We start from the raw sequence: 16,816 nt of genomic DNA, 5'->3' as shown, positions 1-16,816 counted from the left end.
CTCGCAGAAATGGATCCAATTACATCAGAGGTAATCAGGTGCAGAAGAAAATGTGCTAGACTAGATGGCGAAGTAAGTCCGCGGTGAGGAACAGCAGGATGGAACCTAACGGACGCGAAGCCAGACGGCCGGAGAGCGGGCTGGGCAAACTGATGCGCTATTGGCGTGAGGCGCGCGCCAATAGCCAATTTGATCTGGCGCTCGAAACTGGTGTCTCTCAAAGACATATTAGCTTCATCGAAAGCGGGCGCAGCATCCCGAGCCGGGAGAAACTCATGGACATCGCGGAGGGTCTCGACGTCCCACTGCGGGAACGCAATGGGTTCCTTCTGGCGGCTGGATATGCGCCCATTTACACGGACAATGCGTTGGATGCACCGGAGATGGAGAGCATCGTGAACGCTCTTGAGCGCGTCCTGCGTCAGCATGAACCATTCCCCGCCGTGGTCATGGACCGCTACTGGAACGTGGTCATGGCTAACGAAGCTGCACCCACGTTCTTCGGAAAATTCATCGATATGGATTCGCGCCCAAAGCCACGCAATCTACTGCATCTGATGTTTGACCCCAACGGGATGCGCCCCTCGATCTCTAATTGGGATGCGGTTTCAGAAAGCCTTCTCATGCGCGTTCACCGCGAAGCGATCGGACGTGTCGTTGATCAGAAGGAAGAGCCCTAGACCACGCTACCTCGCCACCATCCATACGGATAGCCGAACCAATCATTGGTCACCTTTAGGCTGGTGCCGCTTTGGAGCGTTGAACTCATAACGATTGCTGGCTCCGCCTCTCATCCAGTGAGCCGCCGGTGACACGAGGTAGGCCATCAGGTCGGCGATCTCCTCCGGTCGGCCATACCGGTCGATGCCCGTCTCTTCGAGGAACTTTTCCTTTGCCTGCTCAACCGACACATTATGGGAGCGGTGCCCAATGCTTAATGTAAGATTCGCGCCGTCCCGTCATCACCGGGCCCGGCATCACGCTGTTCACCTGCACACCATCCTTGAGGCCCTTATCCGCGAACGCTTTGGCAAGAGCCACGATGGCCGCGTTGATGGTGCCCACGGCAGCATAGGCGGCCTTAGGAAACAATGCCGAATTCCCAGAGGTTAGAAGCACCGATCCTTTGGACAGCTTGAGAGCCGGCCACGCCTCGATCGTAAGACTTTCTTAAATCGCACGCTGCGGCTCGTTTTCGCGGGCGGCCGAGGAACTCGATCTCACCCAGTCGGGCTTGAGCCGACTACTTGCTAGCCTTGAAGGATACCTCGGTCATCTGCTGTTCGAACGGCATGGCCGCGGCGTAGTTCTCACTGACGCCGGCAAATAACTCGAGCAGATGACACGGCCCGCGTACGCGCATATTGATGACACCATATTGCAACTTCGCCGCCAGGAGGGCGTGACCGAGGGCACATTGCGCGTTGCGACCATTCACACCCTGGGTTCCTACTTCATCAGTCCCGTCTTCGCACGATATATAGCCCAACTACCAAGGGCAAACCTTTCTATGCTCGGCCGGAGCTCGCCGGGTGTCGTTGATATGGTGGAAAGCGGAAAGGCTGATATCGGATTTACCATGCTCCACTGGCGGATCGGCTATCTTAGAAGATCTCCAAAGTGGATTATCGCATCGTCTCGACAGCGGTGACATTCTCCTGGTGCCATCCGGTGTGGCGCATAGTCTGCACGCCGGCAGCGGCGCACCGCTTGGTCCGGCCAGCAGTCGACCAGGACTCAAAATGACTTTCAGCGAAAATGCCGGATCGGGTGGGCGCGCTCTGTTGAACAGACTATCAGCTGCGCTCTTTGCGCTGACGTTGAGACTTGCGAGCACAAACGACGCCGCTCCGGCAGGTCTGCTGGCGCTCGCCGCTCATCCTCGCCTTTCCCCAGCCTTGGCAGCCATGTTAGGGAGTCCGGCTCATTCCTGGACCCTCCCGGAACTCTCCCGCCTTTGCAATATGTCGCGGGCGACGTTCGCACGTTATTTCCAGAGAAATCTTGGCCGTTCAGCTGCGGACTTTCGGACTTTCTGCTGGACATCCGCAAGATTTTTTTGGCGGGCAACGAATTGGATAGACCATTGAATTCTGTTGCTTCCGTCGCCGAGACGGTCGGTTATCAATCCGAAGCTGCATTCCAACGCGTCTTCAAGCAGAATATGGGCATTACGCCAGCGCAATGGCGCCGAGCGTCAGCTTCCAAGCGGACGAGCCGCTCCTCCCGCACATGAAACTCGTCATCACGGCCACGTTAAGCGTTCCCGCTCAACAAGGTCGCCCGTGTGTGAATACAGACCAAGAAGCCCATCTCGGCGGCATTGCATCAAGGAAGGTGTTCGAGCTCTTTGAAACCTTCGATGAAGGCCATGCTGTCATCTTCGCCGATGCCGTAGACTATGACGACCCCGTCTCATGCGTCACCGACGAAATGGGACTCATCCTGTGCGTCATTCACGCCGCGATGAAGACGCCTGCAACACGGCGCACTACAAACTAACCCCGACCGACTATTAGGGCGCGATGTCTTATGGATCTTTGATCTCAGCCTCAGATTTTTAGCCACTTCCTTGCAGAAACCGAAAATCGCAGCCGGACTCGGCCTGCGTGACGAATTCGCTATATAGCCAGTCGTAGCCGCGCTTCGCCGGACCGGCGGCGGCCGGAGCGGTCGCGGCTTTTCTGCGTTGTAACTCGTCAGCAGCGACACGCAATTCGATGCTTCGGTCACGCACACTCAGCGCGATCACATCGCCCGTCTCAACGAAGCTCAATGGACCGCCCGAGGCTGCGTCCGGCGAAACATGCAGCACGATCGTCCCGAAAGCCGTGCCGCTCATGCGCGCGTTGGAAATTCGCAGCATGTCCTTGACCCCGGCGCGCGCGAGCTTCTTGGGGATCGGCAAATAGCCTGCTTCCGGCATGCAAGACTCGCTACGCGGCCCGGCATTCTTGAGCACAAGGATATCGTCGGCATGCACATCAAGATCCGGATCGTCAATCCTATTGGCGAGATCATCGAGCGACGAGAAAACCACGCATCGTCCCTCCTTCTCGAACAACTTCGGATCGGCGGCCGAACGCTTGAGAATGGCCCCATTCGGCGCAAGATTGCCGAACAGCGCGACAAGCCCTCCTTCATCCTGAACCGGCTGGTCGCGCGCCCGGACAACCGCGCGATCGACCCAAGGATCCCAGCGCTCGATCCGCTCGCCAATCGTCTCCCCGGTGACTGTCAGGCAATCGAGGTTCAGGAGATGGCGTAGTTCGCGCATGACGGCGGGAATACCTCCGGCGGCGGCGAGATCCTCCATGTAGAAAGCCCCCGTCGGCTTGAGATCGACCAGAACCGGTGTCGTGTCGGACAGGACGTTGAGCCGTTTGAGGTCGAGTTGCAGTCCGAGCCGCCCGGCGATCGCGGCAAGGTGGATCACCGCATTGGTCGATCCGCCGATCGCGAGCAGAACGCGCACGGCGTTCTCCAGCGCCTGCTCCGTGATGATGTGGCTGGGCGTGAGGTCGGAGCCAATCAGCCCAACGGCCATGCGGCCGGTTTCCTCCGCGAGGCGCAGCCGCAAAGCATCCACCGCGGGAACGGCTGCGGACCCGGCCGGCATCATGCCCAGCGCCTCGGCGATCGAGGCCATGGTGCTGGCGGTGCCCATGACCGCGCAGGTGCCGGCCGTGGTTGCGAGCCTCTGCTCCACCTCGGCGATCTCCACGTCATCGATTTCGCCGGCGCGGTAGCGCGCCCAGAAGCGGCGGCAATCCGTGCAGGCACCGAGCCTTTCGCCATGATAGCGGCCGGTCGACATCGGCCCGGTCACCAGCTGGATCGCGGGAAGATCGGCGGAGACCGCGCCCATGAGCTGCGCCGGCACGGTCTTGTCGCACCCGCCGACCAGAACGACGGCATCCATGGGCTGCGCGCGGATCATCTCCTCGACATCCATCGACATGAGGTTCCGAAACTTCAGGCTGGTCGGCACCAGGAAGACCTCGCCGAGAGAAACCGTGGGAAATTCGATCGGCAGCGCCCCCGCCGCCAGAACGCCACGCTTCACGGCCTCGACAAGTTCCGGCATGGCGCGGTGGCAGTTGTTGAAGCCGCTCTCGGAATGGCAGATGCCGACGATCGGCCGCTCCAGCATCTCCCGGCTGTAGCCCATGGAACTTGCGAAAGACCGCCGCAGATACCCGCTGAAGCCGAAATCGCCGTAGTTGGTGAGGCCGCGACGCAATCCGCGCGGCTTGGCTTCGTCGCTCATTGTCTCGGTCCTCTAGTTCGTCTCAGCCTCACACGGTCTGGCACAGCTTACCGCCGATGCCGAGACGGCGAGCCTATTCGAGCAAGTGGATCAGCTCCCGGTCCTGCTCACCGAGCAGGTAGGTCGCGATAAAGACGGCGGGCGCGGAGTCCGAGGCATTGTCGAAGCGTTGCAAGGTGGTGTCGGCAGGCTCGAAGACCGTTTGCCCTACCGTAAAGGTATGCGGCTCCTCGCCGAGAAATTGAACCGTGACGCTGCCCTCGACGACGAAGCTGATAACCGGGCAGGGGTGGCGATGCAGGCCTGTTTTGCCGCCGGGCGGGAGAGTCAGGCGCTGAACCTCGACCCGGCCGATCATCCGGCCGTTCGCCAGGGGGTAGGTGCCCAAGGGTTTGCGATCCACCATCGTCAATCCTTTCGTTTTCGCGCGCACCGGGCTTCCCGCTCTTGTCTTTCGAGCCGCTCGGCCCACGCGTAAGCTTGGCAGATCATTGGCCCTGGGAACCAGCAATGCGCTTCAGACTCGGCTGCAGGCTCGGCTATCGGACCACAAACGAAACGACGTTCATCTTCAACGTGGAGGCGCAGCAGTCGGCTGGGCAAGTCATCGAGGAGGAACGCCTCGAAATCGCGCCGACCCTGCGGCAGGAGCAGTGGCAGATGCCCGAGACCGGCAACCGCTATCTCCGGGTGACCGCGTCGCCGGGCGAACTGATCGTGAAGTATGAGGCGGTCGTCAGTCTCACGCCCAGCCTGGAAGATCCCAATGCCGTTACCGAACTCAATCCCTCCAATCTGCCTCTGAATGTCTTCCCCTACCTCAACCCAAGCCGTTATTGCCAATCGGACAAGCTCGACCGGTTCGCGCGCAGCACCTTCGGGGCGCTTCAGCCCGGCTACACGCGGGTGAACGGGATCTGCAACTGGATCTACGACTACGTGTCCTATGAGGGCGGCGTCTCGGACGCCATGACCTCGGCCTTCGACACGGTAACGCAGCGCGCGGGTGTGTGCCGTGACTTCGCGCATCTCGGCATCGCGCTCTGCCGCACGATGAACATCCCCGCCCGCTATGTCAGCGCCTATGCCTTCCGCCTCAATCCGCCGGACTTCCATGCGGTCTTCGAGGCATTTCTCCAGGGTCCCAACGGGCCCGGCTGGTATCTGTTCGACCCTACCCGCATGTCCGATCCCGCCGGGCTCGTGCGCATCGGCGTCGGGCGCGATGCCGCGGATGTGGCCTTCGGCAGTGCTTTCGGCGCGGTCAGCTACGACATACCTCAAGTCCATATCGAGGCTGACGGGGAACAGAGCCCGGCCACCACGCAGGCGATCCGCTTAGGCTAAGCTGGCCGCCGACCGGTCAATCCGAAGGTCTCGCGACAGCCGGTGTTCCGGCATGGGTCTTGAGCCCGGCAGGTGGTTTCGATATGAGGCTGCTCTGATGTCCGGGGCGGCGCCGTGATCAGCGGCCGCCCGGGCTCCGGTTGCGCCGAACCACCACTTGCCGCGCGCCGGATCGATCTCCCGCAACTGATTGGACGCGTGATGCCTGCCCCGACCCTCGCCTGCGATCCGAGGGCCATCACGGCCTTCCCGGCATCATCCGGCTACGGTGGTGTCCGATGAATAGCCCTACCTCCCTGGTCACCGAGATCGCGCGCCGGCGTACCTTCGCCATCATCTCGCACCCTGACGCCGGCAAGACCACGCTGACTGAGCGGCTGTTGCGAGCGGGCGGCGCCATCCAGCTCGCCGGCAGCGTTCGCGCCAAGGCGGAGCGCCGCTCCACACGCTCCGACTGGATGGGGATCGAGCGGGATCGCGGCATCTCCGTCGTCACCTCGGTCATGACCTTCGAATATGGCGGCTGCGTCTTCAACCTGCTCGATACGCCGGGGCATGAGGATTTCTCCGAGGATACCTACCGCACGCTGACGGCGGTTGATTCCGCCGTGATGGTGATCGATGCCGCCAAGGGGATCGAGGCGCGGACCCGCAAGCTGTTCGAGATCTGTCGCATGCGGAATATCCCGATCATCACCTTCATCAACAAGATGGACCGCGAGGCGCGGGACCCCTTCGAACTGCTGGACGATGTGGCGGCCACCCTGGCGCTGGATACCGCGCCGGTCACCTGGCCCGTGGGCCGTGCCAGCGACTTTGTCGGCACCTATGACCTGCGGACCCGCGACTACCACCTCACCACGAAGCTGCCGCAGTCCGACGATCGCATGATCACGCTCGGGGAGGAGGTCGATCTCGTCCGTGCCGCGCTGCCGGTCTTCGAGGAGGCCAGCTTCATGGAAGGCCACCTCACGCCGGTCTTCTTCGGCAGCGCCATCCGGGAGATCGGGGTGAGCGATCTGCTCGACGCATTGGCCGATTTCGGCCCCAAGCCCCGCGCCCAGCCTGCGGATACTCGGGTGGTCGAGGCAATGGAGCCTGCCGTCACAGCCCTGGTCTTCAAGATCCAGGCGAATATGGACCCGAATCATCGCGACCGCATCGCCTTCGCCCGCGTTTGCTCCGGCCGGCTGGTGCGCGGGATGAAGCTGAAACAGGTCCGCACCGGCAAAACGATCCCGCTGACCGCGCCGCAGTTCTTCTTCGCGCGGGACCGGGCGCTGGCCGAGGAGGCCTTCGCGGGCGACGTGGTCGGCATTCCTAATCACGGAACGCTTCGCATCGGCGATACTCTGACCGAGGAGGAGAGCCTCAACTTCGTCGGCGTGCCACATTTCGCGCCCGAGTTGCTGCGCCGGGTGCGGCTCGACGATGCGATGAAGGCCAAGAAATTGCGGCAGGCGTTGCAGGAATTGGCGGAGGAGGGCGTCGTGCAGCTATTCCGCCCGCAGGATGGCTCGCAGCCCATCGTGGGCGTGGTCGGCACCCTTCAGCTCGACGTGTTGCTGACCCGTCTCGCCGGCGAATACGGCGTCGCGATCGGCTACGAGCAGACGCCCTATTCGGTGGCCCGCTGGGTTTCCGGGGAGCGGGTGCCGCTCGCGAAATTCGTGGCGGCGCAGAGGACGTCCATGGCCGATGACGTCGATGGCGACCCGGTCTATCTCGCCAGTTCCGCCTATACGATGCGCCGGGCGATGGAGACCAACCCCGATCTCACCTTCCGCGACATCAAGGACGTCCGGCTCGAGGCCGCCTGATAGCCCGGCGACCGAGGGGTCAGAAGCCCACGAACTTCCAGTTATAGACCGTGAAGAAGAAGAAAAACGCGCCAATGACGATCATGAAGCCGACACGCTGGTCATGCGTGGAATTCGGCCGGGAGTGAAAGAACACGAATAGGGCCAGGGCCAGGAATACCAGGAACCCTATGATCTCTCTCAGTATGCCCGACACTCTTAGGCTCCCTCTCTGGCCGGCCGCTCCGAAGTCGGGGCGGCTCCGCACAGCCTCCTTAGATCAGCCAGCGCCGCTCCACCAGCGGCCGAAAGGCCCGATCCCGGTCGGTCGGCGGTTGAGAGTTATCATACCGCGATTGCCAGGACTACCGCACCCGCATCCGCTTCCCGTGGCCCAGATTCAACGCTTCATGATTGTATATATCGATGCGTCCGCGAAGCCTCATGAGCGCGTGCGACATCAGAGATGCACGCCGCTGGCCGCCTCCCACGGGGAGTCCTTGCCCCGTAATGCGCGACGTTACTCTATGGATATTGTTTTGATGGGGTTAGCCTGCGAGGCGTTTGTGTGGTGCTGAAGCGCCGGGCGGTGATTGCGAAAATTGACGCCACGATCAGCGTCTCGCAACGATTAAAGTCTTTTGGGGCTGTACCGAAGATCGGCCCAAGAAGACGGCAAGAACGATGGTCCAATTCTGAAGTTAGGCATCTGCGATTAGCGCGGGACGAATCCGCCTAGCCTACGGCTAGACTCTACGAGATTCGATGCAGTGGGTGAGACCTTGCCATTTTCCGATCAGAGCGCCGATTGCGACACAAAATGGCCCGGTGCACTCGCGGGAGTTGCAGAGTCGCTCAGTTTCCTCTCTAATCATGCGACGTTTCCACAGCAGTTAGGCACAGATGGCTTCGGCTCTAAGGCCAGCGAACGAAGCAGAAAGAATTCGCTCGCTGCTGGCGCATGATGTGCTTGACACCCCTGATGACCCCTATTTGGTCCGCCTGACGCATTTCGCGGCACGCGAATTCAGCATGCCTATGGCGCTGGTCAATCTGGTCGATGTCGAGCGGCAGTGGACCATGTCGGCCTATGGCTTTCCCAGAGGGTTAGACGTTCCGCGCTCGCTGGCGTTTTGTTCGATCACCATCCTGTCCCCTGACAGGGTCACGGTGATACCCGATGCGCGGCTCGATCCGCGTGTCGCGAATAACCCGGCGGTAACCCCAGAATGTGGCATTCGTTTCTACGCCGGAGCGCCGATTACGGACTCCGAGGGCCTTGCCCTTGGCACGCTCTGCGTCCTCGACACCGAACCGCGCAGCTTCAGTCCCGCCGCCGCCGATGCGCTGGCTGAGCTTGCCAAGGACGCATCCTCGCGATTCGAACTCTATCGCGCTGCGGCGGCCCTGCGTGAGAGCGAGATCCACCATCGCCATGCGGTCGAGCTCAATCCGCAAATTCCCTGGACGGCCTCGGCCGCCGGCAAAATGGAGGAAGCCAGCTCGCGTTGGCAGGCTCTCACCGGGTTGTCACCGGCCTCGCCGCGAGGCGATTCCTGGACCGAGGCAGTACATCCGGATGACCTCTCCGCCGTTCAGGCCGCCTGGGCGGTGTCGTTGCCCAGTGGAAAGCCGCTCGACCATGAATACCGGCTGCGGTTGGCGGACGGCAGTTACCGCTGGTTTCGCTCCCGCGCGGCCCCGCGGCGCGACGATGCCGGGCGAATCATAAAATGGTATGGGACACTCGAGGACATTCATGATGGCAAGCTCGCCGATCTGGCGCTGCAGGAAAGCGAGAAGCGGCTACGCTTTGCCTTGGAGGCCGGAAAGTTCGGCGCATGGGAGGTCGATTTCAACACGCGCCGCGTCACCGCCTCCGATCTTTGCGCATTCAACTTCGGGCTGAGGCGTGGTGAAGACCTCTCGGATTACGATCGGCTAATCGAATCCGTCCACCCGGCGGATCGCGAGCGGCGCAGCCAGGCGATCGAGCGAGCCCTGGCGGCCGGCGAGGCATACGAGGTCGAATACCGCAACATTTGGCCCGACGGGAGCATTCACTGGATCCGCATAACGGGCCGCGGGGTCTATTCAGAGGACGGTACGCCGATGCGCGCCGTCGGCCTGTCGCTCGACATCACCGATCAGCGCCGGGTCGAGGAGGAGCGGCTAAGGGCTGAAGCCAAGCTGCTTTACCTCGCGCATCACGATGCCCTCACAGGCGTTGCGAACCGGCGTCTCCTGAACGACCGGCTGTCGCAAGCGCTCGATCTGGCGGACCCGGACAATATGGCAGCGCTCCTCTGTATCGACCTCGACAATTTCCGGGCGGCCAACGACGCTTTGGGCCACGACACCGGAGACGGGTTGCTGCGGCTGGCCGCCGACCGGATCGGCAGTTGTCTCCGCCCCACGGATACCGTGGCGCGCTATGTCGGAAATAAATTCGCGGTGCTGCGCGGCGGGGTGACTTGCCCGAGCGAGGTCGATGAACTGGCCCATCAGATCCTCCAGGTTCTCAGCGAGCCCACGGAGCTGAACGGACATACCGTGGTGCTAGGCGGCAGCATCGGCATCGCCTTCGCCCCAGGAGACGCCAGCCGGCCTGAGCGACTGCTCCGCAATGCCGACACGGCACTCTATCGCGCAAAGACGACCAGCCGGGGTTCGTACAGACATTTCGAATCCGAGATGGATATGGGTTTGCAGGCGCGCCAGGCGCTCAAGCTCAGCCTGCGCGACGCGCTGGAAAAGCAGGCATTCCGGCTGTTCTTCCAGCCCCTGATTGAGCTGTCGACCGGCCGCCTCGTCAGTTTCGAAGCATTGCTGCGCTGGGAGCATCCAACGCGCGGGCTGCTTTCCCCCGCTGAGTTCATCCCGCTTGCCGAGGAAACCGGCCTGATCGTGGGTGTGGGGCGCTGGGCTCTCACGGAAGCCTGCCGCGCCGCTCTTTCCTGGCCTGAGGCGATCAGTGTCTCGGTCAATCTATCCGTCGTGCAGTTCAATATCGGCAACCTGGAGGCCGATGTCGTCGCGGCGCTTGCCAGCACTGGCCTCGCGGCCAATCGGCTGGAACTCGAGGTTACCGAGACGTTGCTGTTGCAGGATACCTCGACGAATGCGGCAACTCTGCTTTCGCTGCGACGGAAGGGCGTGCGTATCGTCATGGATGACTTCGGCACAGGCTATTCCTCGCTCAGCTACCTTCGCACCTTCGCCTTCGACAAGGTCAAGATCGACAAGTCGCTGATCAGCGGCCTGCCGGACCGGAATGGCGGAGATGCGATCGTGCAGGCCATCATCGGCTTGTGCCGCAACCTGCGCACCGAAACGACCGCAGAAGGTGTCGAGACTCGCGCCCAACTGGAATTTCTCAAAGCGCAAGGTTGCACACAGGCGCAAGGGTATCTCTTTAGCCCTCCGGTGCCTGCCTCGGCCCTGGAGGCGCTGCTGCGGCGGGTTTGGCTCAACTGAGCCGCCAGGCAGCGCTTATAGCTGTTGCGGATCGTGCAATATCCGAAATCTATTGACGCCGGAAGCGCCCCGCGCGACTGGTAGCCCGTGCGAGAAATCACGAAAAGAAATCGTGATAGTTTGGGGCGAGGTCAAAAATGAACGTTTTGTCGCCGGCTCGTGTGCTTCCAACACTCGCTCTGTCGCGGTTTGACGGAGATGCTGCCGTGCGCCGCGCCTTCTTGGCCGATCTTCGGCGCGCGGCGCGTGAGGTCGGATTTTTCTACGTCACGGATCACGGCGTTCCGTCCGACCTGAACCGCGCCGTGCTCGATCAGGCGACGAAGCTCTTCGCCCTTCCCGAGGACGAGAAGCAGGCCATCGCGATGGTCAATTCGCCGCATTTCCGCGGCTATAACCGTGCCGGTCTTGAGCTTACGCGCGGCAAGCCCGATTGGCGCGAGCAGCTCGATGTCGGCGCCGAGCGCGCGCCCATACCGCAATCCTCGGGCACCCCGCCCTATACCCGGCTGCAAGGCCCGAACCAGTGGCCCGCCGCGCTGCCAAGCCTGAGGCCCGTGGTGCTGGAGTGGCAGGAGCAGGTGACGCAGGTCCTCGTCCGGATCCTGCGGGCTTTCGCCCTGGCCTTGGAGCAGGACGAGCATGTCTTCGCGCCGATCTATGACGGCGCGCCGCACCAGCTCCTCAAGCTCATCCGCTATCCCGGGCGCGTCGCCGAGGATGCGGAGCAGGGGGTTGGAGCTCATAAGGACAGCGCGCTGCTGTCGCTGATCCTTCAGGATGAGAATGGCGGATTGCAAGTCGAAGCCTCGCCGGGCGTGTGGATCGACGCCGCACCGCGTGAGGGCACCTTTGTCGTCAATATCGGCGAATTGCTCGAACTCGCGTCGGACGGCTACCTCAAGGCGACCATGCATCGCGTCGTGAGCCCGCTTTCCGGGCGCGAGCGGCTATCGGCCGCCTTCTTCCTGGGCGCGCGATTGGACGCGACGGTCCCGGTGCTGCGGCTGCCGCCCCATCTGGCCGCCGAGGCGCCCGGCTTCGACCGTGACCCGCAGAATCCATTGTTTCATCAGGTCGGTCAGAACACCCTCAAGGGGCGGCTGCGCTCGCATCCCGATGTTGCCCAACGCCACCACGCGGATTTGCTGGCCGCCTCCTGACTCCCAAAATCTTTGCGAAGGGGAAAGACCGATGCCCGATATTCAGCCGAGCGACCTGCCGTCAGACGCCAGTTTCCGCGCCGATTGGCAGCCGGAGACCATAGCACTTCATGGCGGTAGCTACCGGTCCGATCCGGCGACCGGCGCGGTGGCGGTGCCGATCTATCAGACGACCTCGTTTCAGTTCCAGGACACCGCGCATGCCAGCCGGCTGTTCGCGCTTCAGGAACTCGGCCACCTCTACACGCGTGTCACCAACCCGACGCAGGACGCCTTCGAGCAGCGGCTCGCGGCCCTGGAGGGCGGCGCGGCCGCGCTGGCGCTCGCCTCCGGCCAAGCGGCCTCGGCTTTCTCAGTGCTGAACGTCGCGCAGGCCGGCGACAACATCGTCAGCGGCACGGATCTCTATGGTGGTACCTGGGCGTTGTTCGCCAATACACTCAAGCGCATGGGCATCGAGACACGCTTCGTCGATCCCGCCGATCCGGAAGCCTTCGCCCGTGCGACGGACAGCAAGACCCGCGCTTATTACGGCGAGACCTTGCCCAATCCGAAGCTCGAGGTTTTCCCGATCCGCGAAGTGAGCGAGATCGGCCGCAAGCTCGGCGTACCACTCATTCTCGACAATACCGCCGCTCCGCTGACGGCGCGGCCCTTCGAGCATGGCGCGGCGATCATCGTTTATTCGACCACCAAATACATCGGCGGCCACGGCACTTCAATCGGTGGCGCGATTGTCGATGGCGGCAATTTTCCTTGGGAGGAACATGCCGCTCGCTTCCCGCTGCTCAGCGAGCCAGATCCCGCCTATCACGGCGCCGTCTGGCTAGAAGCGGCGAAGCCGCTCGGCCCTGTCGCCTTTGTGCTGCGCGCCCGCGTGGTGTTGCAGAGGGACATCGGCGCTGCGGTGTCGCCATTCAACGCGTTCCAGTTCATCCAGGGTCTGGAAACGCTTCCGCTGCGCATCCGTCAGCACAACAGCTCCGCTCAGCGTGTCGCCGAATTCTTGAGCGGGCATGCCAAGGTTTCGCGCGTCATCTATCCGGGCTTGCAGACCGGCGAGGCGCGGCGCAGGGCGGATGCCTATCTCAAGGGGGGCTATGGCGCGCTCGTTGGTTTTGAGCTGGCAGATGGCGCCGAGGCAGGCCGGCGCTTCATCGATGCGCTTCGGTTGTTCTACCACGTCGCGAACATTGGCGACGCGCGCAGCCTGGCGATCCACCCCGCGACAACCACGCATTCCCAGCTTACGGGTCCGGAACAGCTACAGACTGGAGTCACGCCGGGTTATGTCCGGCTGTCGATTGGGCTTGAGCATCCCGACGATATTCTGAGCGACCTGCAACAGGCGCTGGCGCGCGCATAGGCGCGACAGTCTGATACTGAACCGCGCCCAAAGGGTCCGTCATGGCATGCTAAGGCGGGGCGGCCCCCCGCGTGCCATCCACGCCTTGCCTTCGTTGAGCAAGGAAGGCGTGGATGCTCGGCCTCCGGCGAGCATGACGTGGTGGAACGATTAGCTTCAGGCCAAGGACATTGCGCTCTGCTACGGCTTCAGCACAACCTTAATGCAGCCGTCCTTCTTGTCGCGGAACGTCTTGTATAACTCGGGACCTTCCTCCAGCGTGGCGCGGTGGGTGATGACGAACGAAGGATCGATCTCGCCCTTCACCACGCGCTCCATCAGTGACGGCAGGTAGTGCTGCACCGGTGTCTGCGCCATGCGGAAGGTTAGCCCGCGATTGATGGCCGATCCCATCGGCACCTTATCCAACATCCCGCCATAGACACCAACGATCGAAACCGTGCCGAAGTTGCGGCAACAATGGATCGCTTGACGCAGCACATGCGGGCGGTCCGTGCCCATGAAGGTCGCGACCTTAACACGGTCCACCACGGCATCGAAGCCTGAGCCCATATCAGGCTCCGTTCCCACCGCATCAATACAGGCGTCAGCGCCGCGCCCATGCGTCAGTTCCTGGATGCGGTCGAAGATGTCGTCCGTCTTGAAGTCGAGCGTTTGCGCGCCACCCGCCTGCGCCATGGCAAGACGCTCCGGCACCGTATCGATGGCGATCACCCGCTCGGCGCCGAGCAGAAAGGCACTGCGGATCGCGAATTGTCCCACCGGCCCGCAGCCCCAAATGGCGATCGTGTCGCCACGCTGGATGTTGCAAAAGTCGGCCGCCATATAGCCTGTCGGGAAAATATCGGACAGGAAAAGCACTTGCTCGTCGCTGAGCCCCTCGGGCACCTTGATCGGCCCGACATCAGCAAAAGGCACGCGCAGATATTCCGCCTGACCGCCGCTATAGCCGCCGAGCATGTGCGAGTAGCCGAAGAGCCCGGCTGGGGAATGTCCCCACATCTTCTCTGCCATCGCGTGATTCGGATTGCTGCGCTCGCAGCCTGAGAAGAAGCCGCGTTTGCAGAAGAAACATTCGCCGCAGGAGATCGTGAACGGCACCACGACCCTATCGCCGATATTCAGCGCCTTGTTCTCGCTGCCGACCTCGACGACCTCGCCCATGGTCTCATGGCCGATGATATCGCCGCTTTTCATGCTCGGCATGACGCCGTCATACAGGTGCAGGTCGGAGCCACAGATCGCGCAGGCCGTAACCTTGATGATTGCATCGCGCGGATGTTCGATCTTGGGATCCGGCACCGTGTCGCACCGCATGTCGCTCTTGCCGTGCCATGTTAAAGCTCTCACGAGACTGTTCTCCCACCAGGATCCGAGGCGGGCATCTCGGGTGCCGAGTGGCCTGCTGCAATCTCCGCTCGCGAAAGGGGCGGTCATAACCCCGCGAGGAGGCGCCTCATTCGCGATTGGGTGACGTCGAGCTAGGATACCTCTGCTCAACCGCGAGGAGACAAGCGATGCCCACCGCCGATACGAGGCTGACGATCCCGGTTCTACTCGGCTCTGTCCGTCGGGACCGCCAAGGCATCAGGGCGGCGCGGCTCATCTTCAATGCGCTGACCGAACGCGGCCACGAGCCCGTTCTGGTCGATCCGTTGGAACTACAATTGCCCTTGCTCGACCGGATGTACAAGGAGCATCCGAAGGGCGAGGCGCCGGCGCAGCTGGAGCAACTCGCGACCCTCTATCGGCGGGCTGACGGTTTCATGATCGTGAGCGCTGAATACAACAACGGCATTCCGCCGGCGCTGAAGAACCTGCTCGACCATTTCCTGGAGGAGTATTTCTGGCGCCCCTCCGCAATCCTTTGCTATTCGGCTGGCCAGTTCGGCGGCGTTCGCGCCGCTATGCAGCTCCGCATGACCCTCGCCGAACTCGGCATGCCGAGCATCCCGAGCCTTTTCCCTATCCCCCGCATCGGCCAGGCCATCGACGAAGACGGCACGCCGAAGGCCGAAGGGATGGCTAGGTCTCTCGGCAGATTCCTCGGCGAATTCGAATGGTATGCCCAGGCCCTTAAGCACCATCGTGTCGCGGGCGTGCCGTACTGACACCGGCTGGCGGCTGTAGTCACTCTCCAACGTCATCTTCGGCGAAGGCCGAAGATCCACGCCTTTGCTCTCGGCTCGAAGGCTAGGCGGGGATGCCCGCCCTTCGACGAGCCTGACGAAACCCTCGTGTTTTGCGAGACAGGTGGGGTTCCAGCGCGGAAGTCGGCCTAAGCGCCCGCCTTCCGCCGCTTCAGCGATGCCGCCGAGAGGCAGAAGATCTCGAACAGGACCTGTGCCGCGACCTGTGCCGTGTTGGTGGTCGCATCGTATTGCGGCGCCACCTCCACCACGTCGCCGCCGATCACATCGACACCGATCAGCCCACGCAATAGCTGCAAGACCTGAAACGGCGTCAGCCCGCCAACCTCGGGCGTTCCCGTCCCCGGAGCGAAACCAGGATCGATGCTGTCGATGTCGAAGGAGAGGTAGGTCGGCCCGCTGCCCGCCACCTGTAGCGCTCGCTCAATCACCGCCGGAATGCCCATGCCGTGCACGTCCTCGGAGTGCAGTACCGTCATCCCGGAGTCGTACGAGAACTCCCAGAGATATTCCGCGCCGCCGCGAATGCCGATCTGGATGGTGCGTTCGGGGTCCAGCACGCCATCCAGCACCGCCTGGCGGAAGGGGCCGCCATGCTGGAACTTGGTGCCCTCATAGGGTCCGCTGGTGTCGCAATGGGCATCGATATGGATCATGCCGACGGGTCGCTCGCGGCCCACGGCCTTCAGGATCGATTGCGTCATGGAATGGTCGCCACCGACCGATAAGGGCACCACGCCGGCCGCGATGACCTTCGTGTAGAAGGCCTCGATATCCTCGTGGCAGCTTTCCAGGCTGAAGCGGCTGCGCATCGGCACGTCACCCACGTCGGCCGCCTGGCACATCTGCGCCGGCGCCAGCCGTAGCGCATGCTCATAGGGACCGATCCGCTCGATCGCCCGTACCGCCCGTGGCCCCAGTCGCGTGCCGGCGCGGTTGGTCACGCCGAGGTCCATCGTGACACCCGCCACCGCGATATCGAGGCCGCCGAATTGTGGCTGGTCCGGCGCCTCGGGCCGATAGGGCAGGCCCATGAAGGTCGCGGCATTGGCGTAGGGGAGCGCGCGCCGGTCCCCGCCCTTGAACTGGCCCGCCGCGACGGCCGCGAAGGCGGGGTCGAAGATGTCGCCGCCCGCCGCATTGCCGTATTTCGCTCGCAGCGCCGCTAGCTTGTCCCGATCCGCCATGGGTCGCCCCTCCTCATCCTTCAGCCACGAGCCCGCCTCGCCAAGACAGTATGACGC

Annotated in this window: 17 protein-coding genes; 11 read left to right on the top strand and 6 right to left on the bottom strand. The window is 62.7% G+C overall.

Annotated elements, in window-relative coordinates; all coding sequences use genetic code 11:
- Positions 1-98: 98 nt before the first annotated feature.
- Entirely contained in the window at positions 99-680 is a 582-nt protein-coding gene (locus GSQ83_RS10575; RefSeq protein ID WP_158802858.1) for a helix-turn-helix transcriptional regulator, read from the top strand.
- 232 nt (positions 681-912) lie between these two features.
- Here GSQ83_RS10575 and GSQ83_RS29855 read toward each other — a convergent pair whose 3' ends face one another.
- Positions 913-1,158: an SDR family oxidoreductase gene (locus GSQ83_RS29855; protein ID WP_256367222.1), complete on the bottom strand. Its 246-nt coding sequence runs from the start codon at positions 1,156-1,158 to the stop codon at positions 913-915.
- 76 nt (positions 1,159-1,234) lie between these two features.
- Between GSQ83_RS29855 and GSQ83_RS31195 the strand changes: the two genes are divergently transcribed.
- From GSQ83_RS31195 to GSQ83_RS10555, 4 genes are all read left to right on the top strand, one after another.
- Positions 1,235-1,330 (top strand): LysR family transcriptional regulator, encoded by a 96-nt coding sequence (locus GSQ83_RS31195; RefSeq protein ID WP_371417993.1) that lies wholly within the window; start codon positions 1,235-1,237, stop codon positions 1,328-1,330.
- Between the two features lie 9 nt (positions 1,331-1,339).
- Positions 1,340-1,651, top strand: coding sequence for a LysR substrate-binding domain-containing protein (locus tag GSQ83_RS31190; RefSeq protein WP_216850036.1), 312 nt, complete (start codon positions 1,340-1,342; stop codon positions 1,649-1,651).
- Positions 1,652-1,957: 306 nt separating this feature from the next.
- Positions 1,958-2,236 (top strand): AraC family transcriptional regulator, encoded by a 279-nt coding sequence (locus GSQ83_RS29845; RefSeq protein WP_216850035.1) that lies wholly within the window; start codon positions 1,958-1,960, stop codon positions 2,234-2,236.
- Positions 2,233-2,502: a hypothetical protein gene (locus tag GSQ83_RS10555; RefSeq protein ID WP_158802857.1), complete on the top strand. Its 270-nt coding sequence runs from the start codon at positions 2,233-2,235 to the stop codon at positions 2,500-2,502. The genes GSQ83_RS29845 and GSQ83_RS10555 overlap by 4 nt, the downstream gene beginning before the upstream one ends.
- A gap of 58 nt (positions 2,503-2,560) precedes the next feature.
- Here GSQ83_RS10555 and GSQ83_RS10550 read toward each other — a convergent pair whose 3' ends face one another.
- Together GSQ83_RS10550 and GSQ83_RS10545 are read right to left on the bottom strand one after the other, a co-directional pair.
- Positions 2,561-4,270, bottom strand: a complete 1,710-nt coding sequence (locus tag GSQ83_RS10550; protein ID WP_158802856.1) for a dihydroxy-acid dehydratase — start codon at positions 4,268-4,270, stop codon at positions 2,561-2,563.
- A gap of 73 nt (positions 4,271-4,343) precedes the next feature.
- Positions 4,344-4,676 (bottom strand): cupin domain-containing protein, encoded by a 333-nt coding sequence (locus tag GSQ83_RS10545; protein ID WP_158802855.1) that lies wholly within the window; start codon positions 4,674-4,676, stop codon positions 4,344-4,346.
- A 104-nt stretch (positions 4,677-4,780) separates the two neighbouring features.
- Between GSQ83_RS10545 and GSQ83_RS10540 the strand changes: the two genes are divergently transcribed.
- Positions 4,781-5,617, top strand: coding sequence for a transglutaminase family protein (locus GSQ83_RS10540; RefSeq protein ID WP_158802854.1), 837 nt, complete (start codon positions 4,781-4,783; stop codon positions 5,615-5,617).
- Positions 5,618-5,895: 278 nt separating this feature from the next.
- Positions 5,896-7,437: a peptide chain release factor 3 gene (locus GSQ83_RS10535; protein ID WP_158802853.1), complete on the top strand. Its 1,542-nt coding sequence runs from the start codon at positions 5,896-5,898 to the stop codon at positions 7,435-7,437.
- Between the two features lie 19 nt (positions 7,438-7,456).
- Here GSQ83_RS10535 and GSQ83_RS10530 read toward each other — a convergent pair whose 3' ends face one another.
- Positions 7,457-7,633: a hypothetical protein gene (locus GSQ83_RS10530; RefSeq protein ID WP_158802852.1), complete on the bottom strand. Its 177-nt coding sequence runs from the start codon at positions 7,631-7,633 to the stop codon at positions 7,457-7,459.
- 749 nt (positions 7,634-8,382) lie between these two features.
- Between GSQ83_RS10530 and GSQ83_RS10525 the strand changes: the two genes are divergently transcribed.
- The 3 genes from GSQ83_RS10525 to GSQ83_RS10515 all read left to right on the top strand — a co-directional run bounded on the left by GSQ83_RS10525 (position 8,383) and on the right by GSQ83_RS10515 (position 13,422).
- On the top strand, positions 8,383-10,893 hold the full coding sequence (locus GSQ83_RS10525) for an EAL domain-containing protein (protein WP_158802851.1): 2,511 nt from the start codon (positions 8,383-8,385) through the stop codon (positions 10,891-10,893).
- Between the two features lie 137 nt (positions 10,894-11,030).
- On the top strand, positions 11,031-12,056 hold the full coding sequence (locus tag GSQ83_RS10520; protein ID WP_158802850.1) for an isopenicillin N synthase family oxygenase: 1,026 nt from the start codon (positions 11,031-11,033) through the stop codon (positions 12,054-12,056).
- Positions 12,057-12,087: 31 nt separating this feature from the next.
- Complete coding sequence (locus tag GSQ83_RS10515) at positions 12,088-13,422, top strand: O-acetylhomoserine aminocarboxypropyltransferase/cysteine synthase family protein (RefSeq protein ID WP_158802849.1); 1,335 nt, start codon at positions 12,088-12,090, stop codon at positions 13,420-13,422.
- A 180-nt stretch (positions 13,423-13,602) separates the two neighbouring features.
- On the opposite strand, the gene GSQ83_RS10510 is transcribed toward GSQ83_RS10515, so the two are convergent.
- Positions 13,603-14,772 carry a zinc-dependent alcohol dehydrogenase gene (locus GSQ83_RS10510; RefSeq protein ID WP_158802848.1) on the bottom strand — a complete coding sequence of 390 codons (1,170 nt, stop codon included), beginning with the start codon at positions 14,770-14,772 and terminating at the stop codon, positions 13,603-13,605.
- A 167-nt stretch (positions 14,773-14,939) separates the two neighbouring features.
- Between GSQ83_RS10510 and GSQ83_RS10505 the strand changes: the two genes are divergently transcribed.
- Positions 14,940-15,533, top strand: coding sequence for an NADPH-dependent FMN reductase (locus GSQ83_RS10505; protein ID WP_158802847.1), 594 nt, complete (start codon positions 14,940-14,942; stop codon positions 15,531-15,533).
- Positions 15,534-15,700: 167 nt separating this feature from the next.
- On the opposite strand, the gene GSQ83_RS10500 is transcribed toward GSQ83_RS10505, so the two are convergent.
- Complete coding sequence (locus tag GSQ83_RS10500; protein ID WP_158802846.1) at positions 15,701-16,759, bottom strand: agmatinase; 1,059 nt, start codon at positions 16,757-16,759, stop codon at positions 15,701-15,703.
- Positions 16,760-16,816 lie beyond the last annotated feature (57 nt).

It is taken from the genome of Acidisoma sp. L85 (assembly GCF_009765865.1).
Classification (GTDB): domain Bacteria; phylum Pseudomonadota; class Alphaproteobacteria; order Acetobacterales; family Acetobacteraceae; genus Acidisoma.
Note: the sequence above shows the minus strand (reverse complement) of the source record. Positions and strands in the feature narration are given on the sequence as shown.

Coding starts and splice junctions, on each gene's coding strand:
- GSQ83_RS10520 (WP_158802850.1), top strand. CDS start 11,031: ATGAACGTTTTGTCGCCGGCTCGTGTGCTTCCAACACTCGCTCTGTCG.
- GSQ83_RS10550 (WP_158802856.1), bottom strand. CDS start 4,270: ATGAGCGACGAAGCCAAGCCGCGCGGATTGCGTCGCGGCCTCACCAAC.
- GSQ83_RS10505 (WP_158802847.1), top strand. CDS start 14,940: ATGCCCACCGCCGATACGAGGCTGACGATCCCGGTTCTACTCGGCTCT.
- GSQ83_RS10515 (WP_158802849.1), top strand. CDS start 12,088: ATGCCCGATATTCAGCCGAGCGACCTGCCGTCAGACGCCAGTTTCCGC.
- GSQ83_RS10540 (WP_158802854.1), top strand. CDS start 4,781: ATGCGCTTCAGACTCGGCTGCAGGCTCGGCTATCGGACCACAAACGAA.
- GSQ83_RS10535 (WP_158802853.1), top strand. CDS start 5,896: ATGAATAGCCCTACCTCCCTGGTCACCGAGATCGCGCGCCGGCGTACC.
- GSQ83_RS10500 (WP_158802846.1), bottom strand. CDS start 16,759: ATGGCGGATCGGGACAAGCTAGCGGCGCTGCGAGCGAAATACGGCAAT.
- GSQ83_RS31190 (WP_216850036.1), top strand. CDS start 1,340: ATGACACGGCCCGCGTACGCGCATATTGATGACACCATATTGCAACTT.
- GSQ83_RS10545 (WP_158802855.1), bottom strand. CDS start 4,676: ATGGTGGATCGCAAACCCTTGGGCACCTACCCCCTGGCGAACGGCCGG.
- GSQ83_RS10575 (WP_158802858.1), top strand. CDS start 99: ATGGAACCTAACGGACGCGAAGCCAGACGGCCGGAGAGCGGGCTGGGC.
- GSQ83_RS10555 (WP_158802857.1), top strand. CDS start 2,233: ATGAAACTCGTCATCACGGCCACGTTAAGCGTTCCCGCTCAACAAGGT.